General features: G+C 64.8%; 20 protein-coding genes. 11 read left to right on the top strand and 9 right to left on the bottom strand.

The features are described 5' to 3' along the window. Nucleotides 1–11: 11 nt before the first annotated feature. Entirely contained in the window at nt 12–257 is a 246-nt protein-coding gene (locus tag J0663_RS13715; RefSeq protein WP_064706406.1) for a hypothetical protein, read from the bottom strand. 103 nt (nt 258–360) lie between these two features. Between J0663_RS13715 and J0663_RS13710 the strand changes: the two genes are divergently transcribed. Together J0663_RS13710 and J0663_RS13705 are read left to right on the top strand one after the other, a co-directional pair. Beyond that, nucleotides 361–558, top strand: coding sequence for a hypothetical protein (locus tag J0663_RS13710; protein WP_207240856.1), 198 nt, complete (start codon nt 361–363; stop codon nt 556–558). Nucleotides 559–1,237: 679 nt separating this feature from the next. Then, the gene (locus tag J0663_RS13705; RefSeq protein WP_207240855.1) at nt 1,238–1,513 is read left to right on the top strand and encodes a hypothetical protein; all 276 of its coding nucleotides are present in this window, start codon (nt 1,238–1,240) and stop codon (nt 1,511–1,513) included. Nucleotides 1,514–1,519: 6 nt separating this feature from the next. Here J0663_RS13705 and ppdK read toward each other — a convergent pair whose 3' ends face one another. Next, the gene (gene ppdK / locus J0663_RS13700; protein ID WP_207240854.1) at nt 1,520–4,186 is read right to left on the bottom strand and encodes a pyruvate, phosphate dikinase; all 2,667 of its coding nucleotides are present in this window, start codon (nt 4,184–4,186) and stop codon (nt 1,520–1,522) included. A 903-nt stretch (nt 4,187–5,089) separates the two neighbouring features. On the opposite strand from ppdK, the gene J0663_RS13695 reads away from it, so the two are divergent. Together J0663_RS13695 and J0663_RS13690 are read left to right on the top strand one after the other, a co-directional pair. Further along, nucleotides 5,090–6,073: a phosphotransferase enzyme family protein gene (locus J0663_RS13695; protein WP_207240853.1), complete on the top strand. Its 984-nt coding sequence runs from the start codon at nt 5,090–5,092 to the stop codon at nt 6,071–6,073. Between the two features lie 95 nt (nt 6,074–6,168). Beyond that, a complete protein-coding gene (locus J0663_RS13690) occupies nt 6,169–6,819 on the top strand; it encodes a glutathione S-transferase family protein (protein ID WP_207240852.1) in 651 nt (216 codons plus the stop codon). A 1,335-nt stretch (nt 6,820–8,154) separates the two neighbouring features. On the opposite strand, the gene J0663_RS13685 is transcribed toward J0663_RS13690, so the two are convergent. The 4 genes from J0663_RS13685 to J0663_RS13670 all read right to left on the bottom strand — a co-directional run bounded on the left by J0663_RS13685 (nt 8,155) and on the right by J0663_RS13670 (nt 13,777). Then, entirely contained in the window at nt 8,155–11,616 is a 3,462-nt protein-coding gene (locus J0663_RS13685) for a chromosome segregation SMC family protein (protein ID WP_207240851.1), read from the bottom strand. 255 nt (nt 11,617–11,871) lie between these two features. Further along, complete coding sequence (locus J0663_RS13680; protein ID WP_375337198.1) at nt 11,872–12,642, bottom strand: DsbA family protein; 771 nt, start codon at nt 12,640–12,642, stop codon at nt 11,872–11,874. Between the two features lie 157 nt (nt 12,643–12,799). Next, on the bottom strand, nt 12,800–12,946 hold the full coding sequence (locus tag J0663_RS31240) for a type II toxin-antitoxin system RelE family toxin (RefSeq protein ID WP_246590403.1): 147 nt from the start codon (nt 12,944–12,946) through the stop codon (nt 12,800–12,802). 339 nt (nt 12,947–13,285) lie between these two features. After that, nucleotides 13,286–13,777 carry a DUF721 domain-containing protein gene (locus tag J0663_RS13670; RefSeq protein ID WP_207240849.1) on the bottom strand — a complete coding sequence of 164 codons (492 nt, stop codon included), beginning with the start codon at nt 13,775–13,777 and terminating at the stop codon, nt 13,286–13,288. Between the two features lie 96 nt (nt 13,778–13,873). Between J0663_RS13670 and mutY the strand changes: the two genes are divergently transcribed. From mutY to J0663_RS13655, 3 genes are read left to right on the top strand one after another with little or no spacing between them, the layout of a single operon-like run. Beyond that, complete coding sequence (gene mutY / locus J0663_RS13665; protein ID WP_207240848.1) at nt 13,874–14,965, top strand: A/G-specific adenine glycosylase; 1,092 nt, start codon at nt 13,874–13,876, stop codon at nt 14,963–14,965. Nucleotides 14,966–14,967: 2 nt separating this feature from the next. Next, on the top strand, nt 14,968–15,582 hold the full coding sequence (locus J0663_RS13660; RefSeq protein ID WP_207240847.1) for an HAD family hydrolase: 615 nt from the start codon (nt 14,968–14,970) through the stop codon (nt 15,580–15,582). A gap of 5 nt (nt 15,583–15,587) precedes the next feature. Continuing rightward, nucleotides 15,588–15,953: a nuclear transport factor 2 family protein gene (locus tag J0663_RS13655; protein ID WP_207240846.1), complete on the top strand. Its 366-nt coding sequence runs from the start codon at nt 15,588–15,590 to the stop codon at nt 15,951–15,953. 118 nt (nt 15,954–16,071) lie between these two features. Here J0663_RS13655 and J0663_RS13650 read toward each other — a convergent pair whose 3' ends face one another. The 3 genes from J0663_RS13650 to J0663_RS13640 all read right to left on the bottom strand — a co-directional run bounded on the left by J0663_RS13650 (nt 16,072) and on the right by J0663_RS13640 (nt 17,995). Further along, on the bottom strand, nt 16,072–17,202 hold the full coding sequence (locus tag J0663_RS13650) for a site-specific DNA-methyltransferase (protein ID WP_064706395.1): 1,131 nt from the start codon (nt 17,200–17,202) through the stop codon (nt 16,072–16,074). A 116-nt stretch (nt 17,203–17,318) separates the two neighbouring features. Continuing rightward, on the bottom strand, nt 17,319–17,669 hold the full coding sequence (locus J0663_RS13645) for an antibiotic biosynthesis monooxygenase family protein (protein ID WP_207240845.1): 351 nt from the start codon (nt 17,667–17,669) through the stop codon (nt 17,319–17,321). Next, on the bottom strand, nt 17,666–17,995 hold the full coding sequence (locus J0663_RS13640; protein ID WP_207240844.1) for an NIPSNAP family protein: 330 nt from the start codon (nt 17,993–17,995) through the stop codon (nt 17,666–17,668). The genes J0663_RS13645 and J0663_RS13640 overlap by 4 nt, the downstream gene beginning before the upstream one ends. Before the next feature lie 69 nt (nt 17,996–18,064). Here J0663_RS13640 and J0663_RS13635 point away from each other — a divergent pair, with 69 nt between their 5' ends. From J0663_RS13635 to J0663_RS13620, 4 genes are all read left to right on the top strand, one after another. After that, nucleotides 18,065–18,751: an ArsR/SmtB family transcription factor gene (locus J0663_RS13635; protein ID WP_207240843.1), complete on the top strand. Its 687-nt coding sequence runs from the start codon at nt 18,065–18,067 to the stop codon at nt 18,749–18,751. Between the two features lie 260 nt (nt 18,752–19,011). Beyond that, entirely contained in the window at nt 19,012–19,587 is a 576-nt protein-coding gene (locus J0663_RS13630) for a hypothetical protein (RefSeq protein WP_207240842.1), read from the top strand. 52 nt (nt 19,588–19,639) lie between these two features. Then, nucleotides 19,640–19,984 (top strand): hypothetical protein, encoded by a 345-nt coding sequence (locus tag J0663_RS13625; RefSeq protein WP_207240841.1) that lies wholly within the window; start codon nt 19,640–19,642, stop codon nt 19,982–19,984. A gap of 9 nt (nt 19,985–19,993) precedes the next feature. Continuing rightward, on the top strand, nt 19,994–20,437 hold the full coding sequence (locus J0663_RS13620) for a hypothetical protein (RefSeq protein ID WP_207240840.1): 444 nt from the start codon (nt 19,994–19,996) through the stop codon (nt 20,435–20,437). The last annotated feature ends 142 nt before the right edge of the window (nt 20,438–20,579 follow it).

Below are 20,579 nucleotides of genomic sequence, written 5' to 3'. Positions count from 1 at the left end.
GACCGAGATCTCTAGCGCCGCTCGGCTGCGGCTTCCGCCAGGCTGCGGAAGGGAAATTTGCGTCCGCATTCGCATTTGATCATGAAGCTTTCCTGGTGGTTGGAAGCCCGCTGCACGCCAAAGCCGCGCGGCAGCTGATCGACCTGGAAATCCGGGTGCTTGCGCTTGGGATCATCGATCTCCGAGGCCTCGGCAAAACCCGCATTGCCGCATTGCGGGCAGTTCAGTTTCTTCGAAAATCGATCGCGGATGGCCATGCTCGTTCCAATATTTTCAGGCCCCTCATACAGAGGAATCGCCGGCGGCGAAAGTGGAACCATCTGCCGGGCGTGCCGTTCCCTTCTGGAAAAGGAGGCGATCATGCCGAACCGAGATCCGATCCCGACACCGACGACCGACACACCGCGCGGCCCGACACCGACGCCGGGCATCCCCGACCGCATCCAGGAAAAACCGCCACTGACGCTAGCCCAGGACCCGGGCGATACCAAAAACCCGCAAGACCCGCCGCTCGATCCGGCACTGCTGCCGATCGGGGATCCGGCCGGGGCGGCGTGAAGGTGGCGAGGAGGTTATCCTAACTCTCGTTCTTCTCGTAAGTAATTGACGCCGCGTGCCTGGTTGTGGATCCCAGGGTCAAGCCCTGGGATGACGGAGTGTGGGGTGGCTTTGTCGCCTAACTCCCGGGCGAGCGTCGTCACTTTTGCCATCGCTTCATTGCCGCGGCTGAGGCGATGGAGCCGGGCACCAACCTCTCCTCCGTTATCCCAGGGGCATCCGGGAAGAGCGAAGACCCGCAGGGGAACAATTGAAACCGCGCGCTTGGCTGTGGATCCCAGGGTCAGGCCCTGGGATGACGGAGTGTGGGGCTGGCGATGTTGCCAAACGCACGGCCGGTGCAGCTTATCCGGCGTCGCTTTCGCCCCGCCGCAATTGCCGTAGCTCCTCACCACTGCTCAGCCGACGCGTCGCGGCACCACCTTGCTTCCGCGCGGGCGGACTTATGAAGCCAGGCACCACCTCTCCTCCGTCATCCCAGGGCTTGACCCTGGGATCCATGCGGCTGGCGCTGCAGAAGACGCAGCTGGCATCGCCACAGCGTAAGATAGAGATCGTCCCATACGCTAGCGAAAACAGGTCAGTCACGGCCCAGGCCGACTCGCAAGGGACGAGAGGTCTGTCACTTGACGCCCTCGCCCGAATGGCATTTCCTCAGGGAAAAGCAAGGACCACCCCGATGCGCCTCCCCCTCCTCCTCACCCTCGTCGCCGTGACCGCCGGGCTTTCCGCCTGTCAGACGATGACGCCGGAGGAGCAGCGGGCGGCGGATGAGCGGCAATGCCTGAGCTATGGTTTCCGCCGCGGCACCGATGGCTTTGCCACCTGCCTGCAGCGAATCGATCTCGACCGCCGCGCCGAATCGCGGGCGCAGAGTGCCGAAATGATGAACCGCATGGCCTGGGATCTGAACGGGCCCTATATCTACCACGATCGCTGGCGGTATCGTTACTAAGCCGCGTTACCTGCTTTCCGCAATCACCGCCTGGGCCGCCGCCAGCCGTGCGATCGGCACGCGGAAGGGCGAGCAGGAGACGTAGTCGAGGCCGATCGTCTCGCAGAAGCGGATCGAGGCCGGGTCGCCGCCATGTTCGCCGCAGATGCCGAGCTTCATGTCGTTGCGGGTGCGCCGGCCGCGCTCGGCGGCGATGCTGATCAGCTCCCCCACCCCGTCGAAATCGAGCGAGATGAAGGGATCGTGCTCGATAATGCCCTTGCGCTGATAGGTGGGAATGAAGGCCGAGGCATCGTCGCGCGAGATGCCGAAAGTGGTTTGCGTCAGGTCGTTGGTGCCGAAGGAGAAGAATTCGGCGGCTTCGGCAATCACGTGAGCCCGCAGCGCGGCGCGCGGCAGTTCGATCATCGTGCCGACGAGATAATCGATCTTCATGCCGGCCTCGCGCATGACATTGCCGGCGATGGCGTCGATGCAGGCCTTGACGTAATCGAGCTCGGAACGCAGGCCGACGAGCGGCACCATGATCTCGGGCACGACGGCGGCCCCGGCCTCGTGCGCGGCGGCCACCGCCGCCTCGAAAATGGCGCGCGCCTGCATCTCGACGATCTCGGGATAGGAGATCGCCAGCCGGCAGCCGCGATGGCCGAGCATCGGGTTGAACTCGTGCAGCGCATCGACGCGCTGGCGCAGCGCCAGCGCCTCCATGCCCATGGCGGCGGCGACCTCGGCCACCTCCTCGTCGGTCTTCGGCAGGAATTCGTGCAGCGGCGGATCGAGGAGGCGGATCGTCACCGGCAGGCCGTGCATGACGGTGAAGAGGCCGGTGAAATCGGAGCGCTGCATCGGCAGGAGCTTGTCGAGCGCCCGTCGCCTGCCCTTCTCATCCTCGGCCAGGATCATCTCGCGCATGACATGGATGCGTTCGCCCTCGAAGAACATGTGCTCGGTGCGGCAAAGGCCGATGCCTTCGGCGCCGAAGGAGCGGGCGGCGCGCGCATCGGCCGGCGTATCGGCATTGGTGCGCACCGTCATGCGGCGCGCCCGGTCGGCCCAACCCATGATGCGGCCGAAATCGCCCGACAGCTCCGGCTGGATCATCGGCACTTCGCCCTTCAGCACCTGGCCGGCCGAACCGTCGATGGTGATGATATCGCCCTTCTTCAGCGTCACGCCGATGCCGAGCAGCCGCTCGTTGCGTTGATCGATACGCATGGTGCCGGCGCCGACGACGCAGGGAATGCCCATGCCGCGGGCGACGACCGCCGCATGACTGGTCATGCCGCCGCGCGTCGTCAGGATGCCTTCGGCGGCATGCATGCCGTGAATATCCTCCGGGCTGGTCTCGACCCTAAGCAGGATGACCTTGCGGCCCTCGGCCTCCGCCTCGACCGCCTCTTCGGCGGTGAAGACGATGGCGCCAGTCGCCGCCCCCGGCGAGGCCGGCAGGCCGGCGCCGATCACCTGGCGGGAAACACGCGGATCGATGGTGGGATGTAAGAGCTGGTCGAGGCTCGATGGCTCGATGCGCAGCACCGCCTCCTCCTCGGTGATCACCCCTTCGTCGACCATGTCGACGGCAATCTTCATCGCCGCCCGGGTCGAGCGCTTGCCGGCGCGGGTCTGCAGCATCCACAGCCTGCCGCGCTCGATGGTGAATTCGATATCCTGCATGTCGCGGTAATGGGTCTCGAGCTCGGTGCAGATGCGCGAGAGCTCGTGGAAGGCCTCCGGCATCAGCTTTTCCATAGACGGCTTGTCGGAGCCGGAGGAAAGCCGTCCTTCCTCGGTGATGCTGTGCGGCGTGCGGATGCCGGCAACGACATCCTCGCCCTGTGCATTGACCAGGAATTCGCCGTAAAGCGCCTTCTCGCCGGTCGAGGGATTGCGGGTGAAGGCGACGCCGGTCGCCGAGGCATTGCCGAGATTGCCGAAGACCATGGCCTGGATGTTGACCGCCGTGCCCCAGCCTTCCGGAATATTGTGGAGGTGACGATAGGTGACGGCGCGTGCGCTCATCCAGCTGGAAAAGACCGCGCCGACCGCGCCCCAGAGCTGGACTTCCGGATCCTGCGGGAATTCCTGCTCGAGTTCCTCCTCGATCAGCTTTTTGTAGAGCGAGACGACATGCTGCCACTCGGTGGCGCCAAGTTCGGTATCGAATTCGTGGCCGAGCCTGGCCTTCTCGTCCTCGAGGATCTCCTCGAAGGCGTCGTTGCCGAGGCCCATGACGACATCGGCATACATCTGGATGAAGCGGCGGTAGCTGTCCCAGGCAAAACGGGCGTCGCCGGCATCGTGGCCGAGCGCCTGCACCGTCTCGTCGTTGAGGCCGAGATTGAGCACGGTGTCCATCATGCCCGGCATCGAGACGCGGGCGCCGGAGCGCACCGAAAGCAGCAGCGGCTGGCTGGTGGAGCCGAAATGGCGGCCGGTGATCGCCTCGATCGCCGATATGCCGGCCCGTATCTCGGTCTTCAGCTCGTCCTCGATATGGCCGCCATTCTGGTAATAGGTGTTGCAGGCGCTGCTGACGATCGTCAATCCCGGCGGAACCGGAAGGCCGAGAGCGCACATTTCTGCAAGATTGGCGCCCTTGCCGCCGAGGATCTCGTGGTCGCGCGCGCCACCCTCAGCCTGTCCGTCGCCGAACCTATAGACCCACTTGGTCATCTTCCCCCCAACACCAGATCGGGATCAGCTCGATCCCTCGGCTGTGGCATGTCTTGCTCCCTCGGCGTCACCCTCGGCCTTGTGCCGAGGATCTGCACCATATCAACTGGCTGCAGATGCTCGGGACAAGCCCGAGCGTGACGAAGGAGAAGTTCAGCAAACACTGCCAGCAGCCTGAGAGCTCAGCTTAATGCCTTGGAGTTGAAATGAAAATCGACAAATGCGGCAAAAATGCTGCGCCGCACAATAAATATGGGGACTGAGGGTGATAGAAACGATTGAATATCGGAGCGCATAAAAAAAGCTTTGCGGGACTGCAACAATGTCCCGCAAAGCCTTGTTTCCGTCCGGCCAGGAAAACCGGACGGGGGGTCCCTCAACCCGGAACGGTTCCCGGAACCGTTCCGATCCTTGTTTTCCGCAATTCCTCAGAAACTGCTTCGCATTTCCAGGGATCGCGCAAACAGCTTTCCGGGTCTATGCCCTCTAACCGGAAAGCGCATCGCATATTCGGCAAACCGCAACTTTGACCGCCCCGCTTTTCAGCAAAGAACTCAGGTTGCGTTGAAACAACTTCTAATGCAAGTCACGGAAAAGAGCATCACCCAAATGGGGTACAGGCCGCAAGACAGCCGACCTTTTTTGGTGTTTATCGCCGAATGCGCGAAAATTGCACGTCACTTGTTCGCAGTCCGGGCTCACCGTCGGGTCCCGACCGGGGTCATCCGCCATCGGACGACGGCCGTTCCCAGGCCGGAGACCGGTCTTCCGGCGACACACCCGCACCCTTCGATCGCAGCAGCGGGCGATCCGGCGACGGGGCCTATCACAATCAAGCGTTGCAGCCGCCGCAAAATACCTTATCTTCCCAGGTCTCTCCAGATTCCACCATGGGACCTCCAGATGCTCGATTTTGAACCGCAATATTCCACTCCCAGGATCGAGACGATCGGGCGGTTCATCGACAAGCACTATGGCCTCGCCGGACCGGTCGACTGCCGCCTGCTCAACCGCGGCCTCAACGACACCTATCTTGTCATCGACGGCAACGGCGAGCGCTATGTGTTCCGGCTTTCGCATCGCCGCAGCCGCGGTCCGGCCGACGTCAAAACCGAAACGGCTTTCATCACGCATCTCTGGCAGGCAGGCGTGCCGGTCGCCGCGACCATGCCGACGCGCGATGGCGCCTTCTTCCTGCAGGCACAGACGCCGGAGGGGCCGCGTGAGGGCGTGCTCTTCCGGGAAATTTCCGGCCGCGAGCCCGACGCAACGGACGCAGGCGATGCCCGGGCCAATGGCAGGACGCTTGCCCTGATCCATAATGCGGCGCAGACATTTTCGTCCGAGGGCGCGGCCTATCGGCTCGACCTCGAGCATCTGCTGCATCGCCCTTGCGCACAGATCCGCGATAGCCGCGTCGTCGAAGACGCGGGCATTCTACGCGAGTTGGAAAGCATCGCCGCGCGCACCGCAAAGGCGATCGAAACATGCGAAAATCTGAGCTGGATTCACTGCCACGGCGACTGCCACGGCTTCAACGCCCGCATCAATGACGCGGGAGAAGCGGTCTTTTTCGACTTTGACGACGGCGGGCCCGGATATCTCGCCTACGATCTGTCGGTTTTTCTCTGGGCGAAAGTATCCTTTGGCCGGGCATTGACCCCCATGTGGACCGCCTTCATCGACGGATATCGCGACATCCGGCCGATCGCGCCGCAGGATTATGAAGCCGCGATCCGGTTCGTGATCGTCCGCCATTTCTGGCTGATGGGCGAATATGCGAGCCGCGCGAACGAATGGGGAAGCAATGCCGTCGGCTGGATTGAGCGGCAGGCGGCTTTTCTCAAGACCTGGGAGGCCGACCGCTTTGCCGACCGCCTGTTCTGACCCGGTAAAGCTGTGCCGCGGGACGATCCCGAACATCGATGTCGGAACGCCGGCTCGCCGAACGTCTTCAAGACGGATAAGCTACGGAGAAAACGATGACGATCACCATTACCGCCTTTGAACGTTCGCCCGATCGCGGCCGCGGCCTGGCGCGCGACATGCGGGTTCGCTGGGCGCTCGAGGAAGCGGGACAGCCCTATGAGGTTCGCCTTGTCTCGTTCGAGACGATGAAGCAGCCGGCGCATCTGGCCCGTCAGCCTTTCGGGCAGATCCCCACCTATGAGGAGGGTGATCTCACCTTGTTCGAGTCCGGCGCGATCGTCCTTCATATCGCCGAGCGTCACGGCGTCCTGCTGCCGGAAGATGCCATTGGCCGGGCGCGGGCGATTGCCTGGATGTTTGCCGCGCTCAACACGGTGGAGCCGCCGATCTTCGATCACAGCCTCGCGAGGATTTTGGAGCGCGATCAGCCCTGGTACGAACAGCGCCTGCATGCCCTCGAGGGCAGCATCCGCAAGAGGCTCGGCAGCCTTGCGGCCCGGCTTGGCGATGCCGACTGGCTCGACGGCGCCTTCAGCGCCGGCGACCTGCTGATGGTGACGGTGCTGCTGCGGCTGAAATCAACCACCATCCTGGACGAATATCCGAGCCTCGCCGCCTATGTCGCCCGCGCCGAAGCGCGGCCGGCCTATCAACGCGCCTTCGCCGCGCAGCTGGCGGTCTTTCAGGCCGCCTCGGCGGGCTGAGCAACTATTGCAGCGGTCCGCTGTCAGCCCCGGTCCGCGCCTCCTGCCGCTCCGTTTCCTCCATCTCCGTCATCCCAGGCCTTGAGCCTGGGATCCACGGGCTGGCGCTGGCGGATGGGGTGACAGCCGCAGCAAAACAGCGACGGACCGCCAAATACGAATTCGGTGGCGCCCCAGTCTGTCCTTGGCCTCCTGCCGGTCGCGCCTCCTGCCGCTCCGTTCCCCCGTCTCCGTCATCTTAGGCCTTGAGCCTGGGATCCACAGGCTGGCGCTGGTGGATGCCGCATGGATCCTCGGGTCAGGCCCGAGGAAGACGGAGGGTGGGGTAATAGCCGCAGCAAAACAGCGACGGATCGCCAAATACGAATTCGGTGGCGCCCCAGTCTGTCCGTGGCCTCCTGCCGGTGCGCGCCTCCGGTTACTTGCTAGCCTCCTGCCGGTGCGCGCCTCCTGCCGCTCCGTTCCCCCGTCTCCGTCATCCCAGGCCTTGAGCCTGGGATCCACAGGCTGGCGCTGGTGGATGCCGCATGGATCCTCGGGTCAAGCCCGAGGAAGACGGAGGGTGGGGTGACAGCCGCAGCAAAACAGCGACGGACCGTCAGATACGAATTCGGTGGCGCCCCAGTCCGTCCGTGGCCTCCGCCGGTGCGCGCCTCCTGCCGCTCCGTTCCCCCTCTCCGTCATCCCAGGCCTTGAGCCTGGGATCCACAGGCTGGCGCTGGTGGATGCCGCATGGATCCTCGGGTCAGGCCCGAGGAAGACGGAGGATGGGGTGACAGCCGCGGCAAAACAGCGACGGCCCGCCAAATACCAATTCGGTGCCGCCCCCAGTCTGTCCGTGGCCTCCTTCCGGTCGCGCCTCCTGCCGCTCCGTTCCCCCGTCTCCGTCATCCCAGGCCTTGAGCCTGGAATCCACGGCCTCGCGCTGGTGGATGCCGCATGGATCCTCGGGTCAGGCCCGAGGAAGACGGAGGATGGGGTGACAGCCGCGGCAAACAGCGACGGACCGCCAAATACGAATTCGGCGGCGCTCCTGTCTGTCCGTGGCCTCCTGCCGGTGCGCGCCTCCTGCCGCTCCGTTCCCCCTCTCCGTCATCCCAGGCCTTGAGCCTGGGATCCACGGCCTGGCGGATGCGGCATGGATCCTCGGGTCAAGCCCGAGGAAGACGGAGGGTGGGGTGACAGTCGCAGCAAAACAGCGACGGATCGGCAAATACGAATTCGGTGGCGCCCTCTGTCCGCGGCCTCCTGCCGGTCCGCGTTTCCTGCCGGTTCCGTGCCTCAATCTCTATCAACGTGAGCCCTGAGCCTGGGAGCAAGCCTCCCCGCAAGACCTCAAGCAATCTCGCGCAGGCGTTCGGCCGTCTGCAGGTCGACGGAGACGAGGGTGGAGACGCCTTGCTCGGCCATGGTGACGCCGAAGAGGCGGTTCATGCGGGCCATGGTGATGGGATTATGGGTGATGATGACGAAGCGGGTTTCGGTGGAAGCCGCCATTTCGTCCATCAGGTTGCAGTAGCGCTCGACATTGTGGTCGTCGAGCGGCGCGTCCACCTCGTCGAGCACGCAGATCGGCGCCGGGTTGGTGAGGAAGACGGCGAAGATCAGCGCCATCGCCGTCAGCGCCTGCTCGCCGCCGGACAGCAGCGTCATGGTCTGCGGTTTCTTGCCGGGCGGCCGCGCCAGGATTTCGAGGCCGGCCTCAAGCGGATCGTCGGATTCGATCAGCTGCAGCTCGGCGGTGCCGCCGCCGAAAAGATGGGTGAACAGCCGCTGGAACTGGCCGTTGACGACGTCGAAGGCGGCGACCAGGCGCTCGCGGCCCTCGCGGTTCAGGCTCTGGATGGCGCCGCGCAGCTTGCGGATTGCGTCGATGACGTCGTCGCGCTCCTTGATCAGCGCTTCGAGCTTCTCGCTCAGCTCCTTCTGCTCCTCGTCGGCGCGCAGGTTGACGGCGCCGAGCCGTTCGCGCTCCATCTTCAGCCGCTCCAGCTCGCGCTCGACCTCGCGCGGATCAGGCAGCGCCTGCATCGGCTGCAGGCCGGCGAGCCGCAGCGCCTCATGCGGCGGCACGTTCAGCGCTTCGCGGATGCGGCTTTCGCTTTCGTGCCGTCTCTCGCGGGCCGAAACCAGGCGCTCCTCGGCGCGGCCGCGCCGTTCGCGGTATTCGGCAAGCTCGGAAAGAGCGGTCGCCGCCCTGTGGTCGGCCTCGCGCTGGATGCGTTCGGCTTCGGCGAGCAGATCGCCCGCCTGACGGCGCGCCTCCTCGGCCTTCTGCAATTCGCTCAGCAGAGCACGGCGCTTGTCGTCGAATTCGTCAGGCGCCATTTCGAGATCGGCCGCCTCTTCGCGCGCCTCTTCCTCGCGCTCGCGCAGTGTCGCGACATGATCCTCGCCGCTTGCCGCCCGCTGGCGCCAGGTCTCGCGCTCCTGGCCGATCGCCATGATGCGGCGCTGCCTGGCTTCGTTTTCCCTGGCAAGGCTTTCATGGCGGGCGCGGGCTTCGGCGAGCGTGCCGCGATCGGTCGCGACTTCCGCCTGCTGGAAGCGCAGCCGCTCGTCGATCTCGGTCAGGTCAGGCGCGTCCTCCAGCTCGATGCGGGCATTTTCTTCCTGGACGCCGATCTCTTCCAGCTGCGCGCCCAGCTGGCTGGCGGCCTCGCTGACAACATCGCGGCGGCGGATCAGATCGCCGGAAGCCCGCTCGGCGGCGGCAAGCGCCTCGCGCGCCTCGGCGAGATGACGCGCCGACAGCCGGCTCATGTCGCGGGCTTCGGCAAGCCGGCGCTCCTCGGCGCGGATCGCTTCGGCGGCCGCCGCCTGGCGCTCCTCGGCCTCGGCCAGCACGTCGCGGGCGATCGCCGCCTCGCTTTCGAGTTCGGTCAGCCGGTTCTTCTGGGCCAGGCGCAGCGCGGCAGCGCTCGGGGCATCGGCGCCGGTGACATGACCGTCCCAGCGATAGACCGCGCCCTCCTTCGTCACCAGCCGCTGGCCGGGCTTCAGCGCCGCCATCAGGCGCCCCGCGTCGCCCTCGGCGACGAGGCCGATCTGGCGCAGCCGGCGGGTGAGTGCGGCGGGTGCGCTGATATGGGCGATGAGCGGCACGACGCCCTCGGGAAGCGCGGGATCGGTGGCGCCATCGCCATTCTCCGACCAATGGGCCGGCGCCTCGGCATCGAGCGGCGATTCCAGATCGTCGCCGAGGGCGGCCCCCAGCGCCGTCTCGAAGCCGCGATCGACCTTCAGCTCCTCGGCAACCGGCGAAAATTTGCCGGCGGCCGCACCGGCTGCGAGCATGCGGGAAATGGTGCGGGCCTCGGTCTCCAGCGCATTGACCGCCGAGCGGGCCTGATCGACCGGGGCGCGCGACAGCGCCTCAGTCTGGCGGGCTGAGGCCAGCGCCTGTTCGACCGCCTGGGCGGCGGCTTCGGCATCGGCGAAAGCGATTTCGCCGGCCTCGACGATCGCGCGTTTCTCGTCGGGATCGGGCAGGCCTGATATCTTCTCACCGATGGCGGCAAGTTCCTGGTTCGCCTCGTGCATCTGGCGTTCGAGGCGCATGCGGCGGTCGGCGAGATCGCGGATGGCGCGCTCCAGCTGGTTGCGGCCGGCAGCGGCTTCCGCGCGCTCGGCCGTCAGCTGGGTGAAGATACGCTCGCTGTCGGCAAGTTTGGCGGCCGCCTCCTCGAAAGCCTCGCGGGTCTCCTCGGCATGGCGGCCGGAATCGGCGAGGATGTCGGAGATTTCGGCCTCTTCGGCATCGAGCTTGGCGAGAATGACGGCATTGTCGGCCACCAGCCGCTCCTCGCGGCGGATATCCTCGGCAAGCTGGGCGAGCCGACGGGTCAGCTCGTCGCGGCGGCGCAGGATGCGGCCGGCATCCTCCTCCAGCTGGCTTCTGGCGATCTGCAGGCGCTGCAGGGCGGCGGCGGCGCGCGCCTCGCCCTCGCGCAGCTCCGGCAGCTTCAGGCTGGCGATGCCCTGGTGCTTGGCCGCCTCCATCTGCGCTTGCGCCTTTTCGGCGACGATTGATGTCGCCTGGTTCAGCGCGCTGTCGGCCTCGCCCTCGGCCTCCTTGGCCTGCAGCCAGCGGATATGCAGGAGCATCGCCTCGCGGGCGCGGATATCGGCCGACAGCGTCTTGAAGCGATTGGCCTGGCGGGCCTGGCGCTTCAGGCTCTCGATCTGACCTTCGAGCTGCGCGGTGACGTCGTCGAGGCGCTCGAGGTTGGTTTCGGCGGCGCGCAGCCGCAGTTCGGCCTCGTGGCGGCGCGAATGCAGGCCCGAAATGCCGGCCGCCTCTTCCAGGAGCTGGCGGCGGGCCTGGGGCTTCGCCTGGATCAGCTCGCCGATGCGGCCCTGCCCGACCATCGAGGGCGAGCGCGCACCGGTGGAGGCATCGGCAAACAGCAGCTGCACGTCCTTGGCGCGGCTTTCCTTGCCGTTGATGCGATAGAGCGAGCCCTGTTCACGCTCGATGCGGCGGGTGACCTGGATCTCGTCGCTGTCGTTGAAGGCGGCCGGCGCGGTGCGCTCGCCATTGTCGAGATAGAGCGCCACTTCGGCGGTGTTGCGGGCCGGCCGGTTGCCCGAACCGGAGAAGATCACGTCGTCCATGCCGGAGGCACGCATGTTCTTGTAGGAATTCTCGCCCATCACCCAGCGCAGCGCCTCGACGAGATTGGACTTGCCGCAGCCGTTCGGCCCGACGACGCCGGTCAGCCCCCGCTCGATGATGAATTCCGTCGGCTCGACGAAGGATTTGAAGCCGACGAGGCGCAGCTTGTTGAACTTCATGCGGAAATATCCACGGCAGGAAGCCCCCTCATCCGCCTGCCGGCACCTTCTCCCCGCTGGGGCGAAGGGGGTGTGCCGCAACGCCTCGATTCCCTCTTCTCCCCAGCGGGGGTCCGAAGGACGGGTCGAGACCCGCGGCTCGACCCCGATGAGTGCCCGTAGGGCGGATGAGGGGGCCACGCCCGCAAACTGCGCTGAAAACGAAAAACGGGCGCACGGCTTTCGCCGTCGCCCGCTTTATCGAAACGATCCGGTTCAGATGAGGCTGTCGATGAGCTTCGACATGGTGTCAACCGGCATGTCTCCAGAATAGCGCTTGCCATTGATGAGGAAGGTTGGTGTGGCGTTAACGCCGAAATCCTTCGATCCCCTTTCCCGCGTGGCGTTCACTTCATCCAGAAGCTTCTGGTTCGTCAAGCATTTCGTGAAGCTATCCTCAGTAAATCCGGCAAGCTTCGACATCTGCAGCAGCGCGGCGCGGCCATCTTCGGCGGCGGCCCAAACCTGCTGCTGCTTGAAGAGCATTGAGACCATCGGGAAATACTGTTCCGGCGTGCTCAATTGCTCCGGATTGGAGGAACTGCAGCGGGCGAGCATGAAGGCGGCCGCCGCACGCGGGTCGAAGGGGAATTCGCGGATGATGAACTGCACCTTGCCGGTATCGACGTATTTCTGCTTGATCGTGTCGAAGGTGGTGTTGTGGAAATGGGCGCAATGCGGGCAGGTCATCGACATGTATTCGACGATCTTGACCGGGGCGTCGGCCTTGCCGAGCGCCATTTCCGGCAGCGCGCCGGGCTTCAGCACCTCGGCCATATCGACATCGCCGTCGGACTGCGGCATGTCCGCTGCCGAAGTGGCCGCCGTCTGCATGTTATCGACATTGGTGCCGTCGGCCATGGTCTTGCCGGAAGACGATGCATCGGCAGCGTCCTTGCTGTCGTTGCAGGCGACAAGCACGGCGGCAGCTGCGGCGATGGCAATACCGCTGAGCAGGCGGCGTTTCGTCAGTTGCATTTCGGACATCTGCATGGGTTCCCCATAACTAATGAGATTGACGGCGTGACTGTGCGATATAACGGCTTGCGGCCGCCCACAAGGCACTGATCAGCAACTTCCTTCAAAGAATTGTGACCGTGATGGGACGGCCCGACAAAAATTGCGAGCTGTCTGCTTGCGGATTTCATCGGTAGACGTCACGGCGGTTGCCGACCCGCGCAACGAGGATACGAACGGCCCCATCGTCGATGCTTGCGATCACTCGATAGTTGCCAACGCGATATTTCCAGAAATCCCCGAGTTCAGACCCTTTAGCGCCTCTCCAATGGATTGTGGATCGTCCAGGCTCGCCACGCGATCGTTGAGAAACCGGAGTATTGGGCGAGCCGCCTCATGTCCAAGCTTCTCAAGCTCACGCTCAGCTGCCCGGTGAAACTCAATTCTCCATGCCATGACGCGTCATCAGCTCGGCCAGTGACACGGTCTCGCTCTCGCCCAGACGAAGCTCTTCCAGGCGCTTTTCGGCGTAGGCCTCTGCAAGCACGGCCCAAGGGATAGACGGGGTCGGCGCTCTTGCCGATCGGCTTCCTCATTCTCCGTCATCCCAGGCCTTGAGCCTGGGATCCATGGCTTCAGCTGACGGAGCCACATGGATCGGCAGAACCCCACTCTAGCGCGCCCGCTTGCCCATCACCGCCGTCCCCAGTCGCTCAATCGCCTGGCGCAGTTTGTCGCCCTCGATGCCCTCCATCATGCCTTCGAGCTTGCGGGCGGCCTCGCCCTTCAGCGGCGCGGGCGGGCGGGAGCGGCGGACGGCCTGGGAGACCGGCTTCTGGACGATGCGGATCTGATGGACGGCGGCGAAGCCGAAGAAGCTGTTGATGCGCTGGATCAATTCGCCCTGGGCATGGGTGAGGAAGAGAGCGCGCGCACCTTCGCAGGCGATCGTCAACACGCCGGGCCGAAAGCTGCCGTCATCGCCGCCGCCGCGGGCCCAGGCGATTTTTTCCGGCCGGGTGCAATCAGCGAAATCCTCGCCGGCGATTTCGCTCCAGGAGCCAAGCAGCGCCGTGTTGATGCCGGCTCGCCGGGCGAGCACCGGATCGATCAGCCCGTTCGCCAGCTCGGAAATCTGCTTCACATCTTTGCGTGGATAACTCATCGAAACCCTTGGACGGAGCCGCGAATTGGTGCGGCCGACTTGATCGCGCGGCGTTGCTTCGCCAAGTATAGTGACTTCCCCCCAACGCGGCAAATCATGACGACCACCACACTCGACACCCCCTCGGCAAAGCCCCTCCTCGACTGGTACGACCGCCATCACCGCGACCTGCCCTGGCGCGTTTCGCCCGGCATGGCGGCGCGCGGCGTCCGCGCCGATCCCTATCGCGTCTGGCTGTCGGAGGTGATGCTGCAGCAGACCACGGTGCAGGCGGTCAAACCCTATTTCGAGAAATTTCTCCGGCGCTGGCCTGACGTCACCGATCTCGCCGCCGCCGAGAACGACGAGGTGATGGCCGCCTGGGCGGGGCTCGGCTATTACGCGCGCGCCCGCAACCTGAAGAAATGCGCCGAAGCGGTGGCGAGGGAGCATGGCGGCGTCTTTCCCGATACCGAAGAAGGGCTGAAGTCGCTCCCCGGGATCGGCGACTATACGGCGGCGGCCGTCGCGGCCATTGCCTTCAACCGGCAGGCGGCCGTCATGGACGGCAATGTCGAGCGGGTGATCTCCAGGCTTTATGCCATCGAAGCGCCGCTTCCCGGCGCCAAGCCGCTGATGAAGGAAAAGGTGGCGCTGCTGACGCCGCCGGGCCGGCCCGGGGATTTCGCCCAGGCGATGATGGATCTCGGAGCGACGATCTGCACGCCGAAACGGCCGGCCTGTTCGCTCTGTCCGTTCCGCGATGCCTGCCAGGCGCTGAAAATGTCCGATCCCGAGCTCTTTCCGGTCAAGGCGGCGAAGAAGGAGAAGCCGGTGCGCCGTGGCGCCGCCTTCATCGCGGTGACCGCCGAGGGCGAGATCCTGCTCCGGCGGCGCGCCGACAGCGGCCTGCTCGGCGGCATGACCGAGGTGCCGACGACGGCCTGGACGGCGCGGCTCGACGGGGAAACGTCGGCGGCGGCCGCTCCTTTCGCCGCAGCCTGGCAGGCCAGCGGCACCGTCACTCATATCTTCACCCATTTCGAGCTCAGGCTGTCGATCTGGCGGACGGCAATCGCCGATAAGGTCAGCACCAATGACGGCTGGTGGGAGCCGGTTACAAATCTTGAAGCGCAGGCCTTGCCGACCGTCATGAAAAAAGCGATCGCAGCGGCTATTCCTCTCGCGTTCAAAACATCCAGGGCATAAACATGACCACCGAAATAAAGCATATCGTTTTCGACATCGGCAAAGTCCTTATTCATTACGACCCCCATCTTCCCTTCGCCCGCCTCATTCCCGACGAGGCCGAGCGCAACTGGTTCTTCGCCAATATCTGCACCCATGACTGGAACATCGAGCAGGACCGCGGCCGCACCTGGGCGGAGGCCGAAGCGCTGCTGATCGAAGCGCACCCGACGCGCGAGGAGCATATCCGCGCCTTCCGCAAATACTGGCACGAGATGGTGCCGCACGCCTATGAGGACACCGTTGCGATCATGGAGGGGCTGATCGACGAGGGCCGTGACGTGACGATGCTTACCAACTTCGCCTCCGACACTTTCCGCGAGGCGCAGGTGCGTTTCCCCTTCCTGACGAAACCGCGCGGCGTCACCGTTTCCGGCGATATCGGCCTGATCAAGCCTGACATCGCGATCTACGAAACGCATACGAAGAGCTTCGGCCTCGATCCCGCTGCGACGATCTTCATCGACGACGCGCCTGTTAATGTCGAAGGCGCCAAGGCCTTCGGCTGGAACGCCGTGCTGTTTTCGGGCGCGGATAAACTGCGCAGCGATCTCGCTGCCCATGGCGTGAAGGTCTGAGCCCCATGGCCTTCGACCCTGCAGAAGAAATCGAACGCTTCCACGCCGCCATCAACGCCCTGGATTTCGCGATGATCGAGGGCTATTTCGCCGAGGACGCGACCTATGTCTCGAACGGCGTCGGCAGCCTTGCCGGGCGCAGCGAGATCATGGCCGCCTTCCGGCGCTATTTCGACGATTATCCCGATCAGACGGCCGAGAATTCGCTGGTGGAAAACCTGACGCCCCTCTCCGGCCGCGCCGTCTGGTCGCTCCGCGCCACCCACAGCCAGACCGGCAAGCCGCTGCTGCGCGAGGGCGAGGAGACGATCACCTTCAATGAAGACGGCCGCATCACCCGCGTCGAGGTCACCGACTACAAGGCCTTTTGACGAGGCAATCCGGACGCTGAAATAGAAGACGCCCGAGGTCGGAACCCCGGGCGCCTTGGTCTTCTTCCGCAACTGGAGGAAACCGGAAGAAGGTATTTCGATCCCGCGAAGGCGCTGCTCAATCCACCTTTGCCAGATCACTGCGGATGACGGACCTGAGCTCGTCGATCGGGCGCAGGGACTGCCCGTCTTCGAAATGCCAGAAGGTCCATCCGTTGCATGCATCGAGCCCTTGCACCTTGGCGCCGAGACGATGAATGGAGCCGGCCTCGCCGCCTGAGGCGACGGTGCCGTCGGCGCGCACGATCGCGCTGTAGCGGCGCTTGGCGTCGGTCAGCACCTGGCCGGGCTTGATCAGACCGCTTTCGACAAGCACGTTGAAGGCGACGCGGACCTCCGCCTTCTTGCCGGTCATGACGGTCAGCTCCGCCTTCCCCAGCGGCTCGACGGCGGCGATGCGGGCTGCGGCCGCATCGATGTAATCCTGCTCGCGCTCGATGCCGACGAAGTGGCGGCCGAGGCGCTTGGCGACCGCACCTGTCGTTCCCGAGCCGAAGAAGGGATCGAGCACGATATCGCCTGGCTTGGTCGAGGCCATGATGACACGGGCGAGCAGCGCTTCCGGCTTCTGGGTCGGATGCACCTTCTTGCCGTCCTCGCCCTTCAGCCGCTCATTGCCGTTGCAGATCGGGAAGAGCCAGTCGGAGCGCATCTGCACGTCGTCATTGGCCGCCTTCATCGCATCGTAATTGAAGGTATAGCCCTTGGCCTTGGCGTTGGGGCTCGCCCAGATCATCGTCTCATGGGCGTTCTGGAAGCGGCGGCCCTTGAAATTCGGCATCGGATTGGTCTTGCGCCAGATGATGTCGTTCAGGATCCAGAAATTCAGATCCTGCAGCGTGGCGCCGACGCGGAAGATATTGTGGTAGGAGCCGATCACCCAGATCGAGCCAGTCGGCTTGAGGACACGCCGGCAGGCGAGCAACCAGGCGCGGGTGAAGGCGTCATAGGCTTCGAAGGAAGCGAACTGATCCCATTCGTCGTCGACCGCATCGACCAGCGACTGGTCGGGACGATGCAGCGTTCCGCCGAGCTGCAGATTATACGGCGGGTCGGCGAAGATCACGTCGACGGAGTGGTTGGGCAAGGCTTCAAGGGCGCTCACGCAGTCGCCCTTGATGATCGTGTCAACCCAGGAGTCCGCCTTGACGGAAGCCTTGAGGTCGGCAAGCGGAAAAACTGATGCCATTCTGATACTCACTCATACGCTTTACGCTTAACTCCCCGTTATGGTTACCCAACTTAGTTACCAAAGCCTGAAGCGCTGACCGATTTCGGGAATTTATTGCGCCGGCCCTCCCCTCATCAGGCGGCATCATGAACCCTGCGGCTGTCGGCCGGCGCCTCGTCGCGTTCGAACATGCCGTAATCGCGCACCACACTGGCGATCCGCAGCCGGTAATCGGCGAAGACGCCGCCGCGGCCGGCCTGTTGCGCTGCCCGATGGGCTTGACGGTTACGCCATTCCTTGACTGCTTCCTCGTCGCGGAAGAAGGACAGCGACAGCAGCTTGCCGCGGTTGGTCAGGCTCTCGAAACGCTCGATCGAGATGAAGCCATCGATCGTTTCGAGCTCGGCGCGCAATTCACCGGCGAGATCGAGATATTTGTGGCGTTCGCCCATATAGGGCACGACTTCGAAGATGACGGCGATCATGGCAACACCAGCTTCGCATGGGGAGCAGAGACAGTTTTCAGGAAGATGCGATCCTCCTTCAGGATAAAGCGTTCGCGACGGGCGAATTCGTAATTCTCCCGGCCGAGCGGATCGGCGGCCAGCCGGGCGCGGTACGCCTCGTAGGCGGCGAGGCTTTCGATGTTATAGACGCCGTAAGCCGTCGTCGCCGACCCCTCGTGCGGGGCGAAATAGCCGATCAGGTCGGCGCCATTGCTCGGGATCGCCTGGCCCCAGTTGCGGGCATATTCGGCAAACGCCTTCTTCTTGAAGGGGTCGATTTCATAACGGATGAAGCAGGTAATCATCGGATTCTCCTTTGTGCTTCCCCGTTTTCGCACATTGCCCGACGGCGATGCTTCGGTTACGGTCGAAGTATGAAGGAAGGACCTGACATTGCGCAGATCGGCGCGCTGATCGGCGATCCGGCGCGGGCCAACATGCTGGCGGCGCTGAGCGGCGGGCGGGCGCTGACGGCGACCGAGCTTGCCGGCGTCGGCGGCATCACGCTGCAGACCGCAAGCACGCATCTGGCCAAGCTCGAAGCCGGCGGGCTGCTGACCCAGCGCAAGCAGGGGCGCCACCGCTATTTCACGCTGGCCGACGAGGCCGTCGCCCGGCTGATCGAAAGCATGATGGGCTTTGCCGCCGGACGCGGGCATCTGCGCCACCGGCCCGGTCCGAAGGAACCGGCACTGCGCAAGGCGCGCATCTGCTATGATCATCTGGCCGGCGATTACGGTGTGCGCATGCTCGACAGCCTGATCGCCTCGGGCGCGATCGAGGCGGTCGGCGAAGGGCTGGCGCTGACCGAAAAGGGCGAAAGCGATCTCACCCGCATCGGCATCGACGTCGGCAATCTCCGATCCTCGCGCCGTCCGCTCTGCCGCTCCTGCCTCGACTGGAGCGAAAGGCGGGCCCATCTGGCCGGCAGCCTCGGGAAGGCGCTGCTGTCGAGCTTTCTCGACAAAGGCTGGGCGCGGCGCTCCGCCGAAAGCCGCTCGATTATCTTCTCGCCCGAAGGCGACCGGCAGTTTCTGAGGTTGTTTCCGCTCGAGGCATAGCTTGCTGCGGGTCTGCAACGACGCATCCCACCCACCCGTCCTCGTCTCCTAGAGGCTTCGGCCACCGGCGCTTCAGGGCTCATCGGTCGGCCTTGCCGCGGCAACCGTCCGCTCCCCTCTCCACGGCTCCGCCAAAGGTCCGACACCTCGTCCGACTGAGGTCCGACGACAGGAACAGCCGGGCAGAACCGTCGTTTGGCACTCAGCTGTCCATCCACTGCGGATGCGGCGGCAAACCACAAACAACGGAGGAATATCCTATGATGAAGGTAACACATCTGGCATTGGCGGCGGCCCTTCTGGCCGGCACGGCGGCGTCCGGCTTCGCCCAGTCTTCGAGCACGGTCGGAACCGGCGGATCGTCGGCAGGCGGCGGAACTGCGAGCAGCACTGTCGGTACTGGTGGCAGCTCTGCCGGCGGCACCTGCCCCGACGGTACGACCACCTGCAATTCCGGCTCGTCCTCGACGCTCGGCACCGGCGGCTCGTCGGCCGGCGGCGGCACATCCAGCAGCTCCGTCGGCACCGGCGGTAGCGCCGCTGGTTCGGGGTCCGGCTCAGGCTCTGCTTCGACGCTCGGCACCGGCGGCTCATCGGCCGGCGGCGGCACGTCCAGCAGCTCGGTCGGCACCGGCGGCTCCGCCGCAGGCTCGGGCGATGCGAACTCGGCCTCGAGCGTCGGCACCGGCGCTTCGTCTGCGGACGGAGACAAGACCGGCAGCACGGTCGGCACCGGCAGCAGCGCGGCAGGCACTTCACACGACAACCAGGGCAAGAAGGGCTGCGCGCCCGGCCAGGTCAAGAAGGACGCCGCCGGCACCGAGGACTGCAAATGAATGTCGGCCGGCGCCCTTCACGGCGCCGGCCAAACCCCTTGGAGATAAACCAATGACCCGGTTTTCCACAATCGCACTGACCGCCTCGCTCGTTCTGATCGCCGGCCGGATCATGGCGGAAGAGATCAAGCTCGACGACGGTACGACGTGCACCGTCGTCCAATCGCAGTCCGGGGAGACATCCACCACCGTGACGGCCGGCAACGGGCAAGTGTCGTCATCGACGACGACCGGCGGCGGCTCGAGCAGCTCTTCTTCGTCATCGGCCTCCGCCGGCTCCTCGGCGAGCTCGGGAAGCGTCGACAGCTATTCGATGGCAAGCGTTACCCGGCCCGACGGCACCGTCATCACCAAACGGTCCGATGGAACCTGTTCGGTCACGAAACCAAAGAAATAGGAGACGGCAATGAAACCCATCAATCTTATCGCAGCCGCCTCGATCGCGCTGCTCGCGTCGAGCCCGGCCGTTCTTGCCGAGGAGTGTAACGCGGCCGGAACCGTCGGGACGGCGGGAAGCGCTTCGGCCGGCGGCACATCCGCGAGCTCCGTCGGCACGGCCGGCACCTGCCGGACCGACGGCGGCACGACATCGTCGATCGGATCGGGCGGAAGTGCTGCCACCACCGATGGCAAGGCGCAAAGCAAGACCCACATCAACGACAATGGCGACAAGCTCAAGGCGCAGTCCAAGGCCCAGGCGGTGGACCAGGGCACGTTCAGCAAGTCCCGCACCAAGACCAGCACGGACGGTGACACCCTGCAAAGCACGACCCGCACCATGTCGCATGTGCCCGGCGAAAAGCCGGTGAAGAGCACGACCAGACAGAAGATCATTCTGCCGGAAGAATAGGCGGATCGGGCTCGCCGCGCCCCGCAAGACGAGCCCTCCCGCTTTGCTCCAGCGCGGCGACGCCGGAGCAATCGAACCCGCTTCTCAATCAAACATCGTTCAACTGCCGGCAGTTTGCGGACGGAGCCGGTCGCTTGCCGCA

This window comes from Rhizobium lentis, assembly GCF_017352135.1.
Lineage (GTDB): Bacteria > Pseudomonadota > Alphaproteobacteria > Rhizobiales > Rhizobiaceae > Rhizobium > Rhizobium lentis.
The sequence above is the reverse complement of the archived record's forward strand: the minus strand, read 5'-3'. Positions and strand labels throughout refer to the sequence as shown.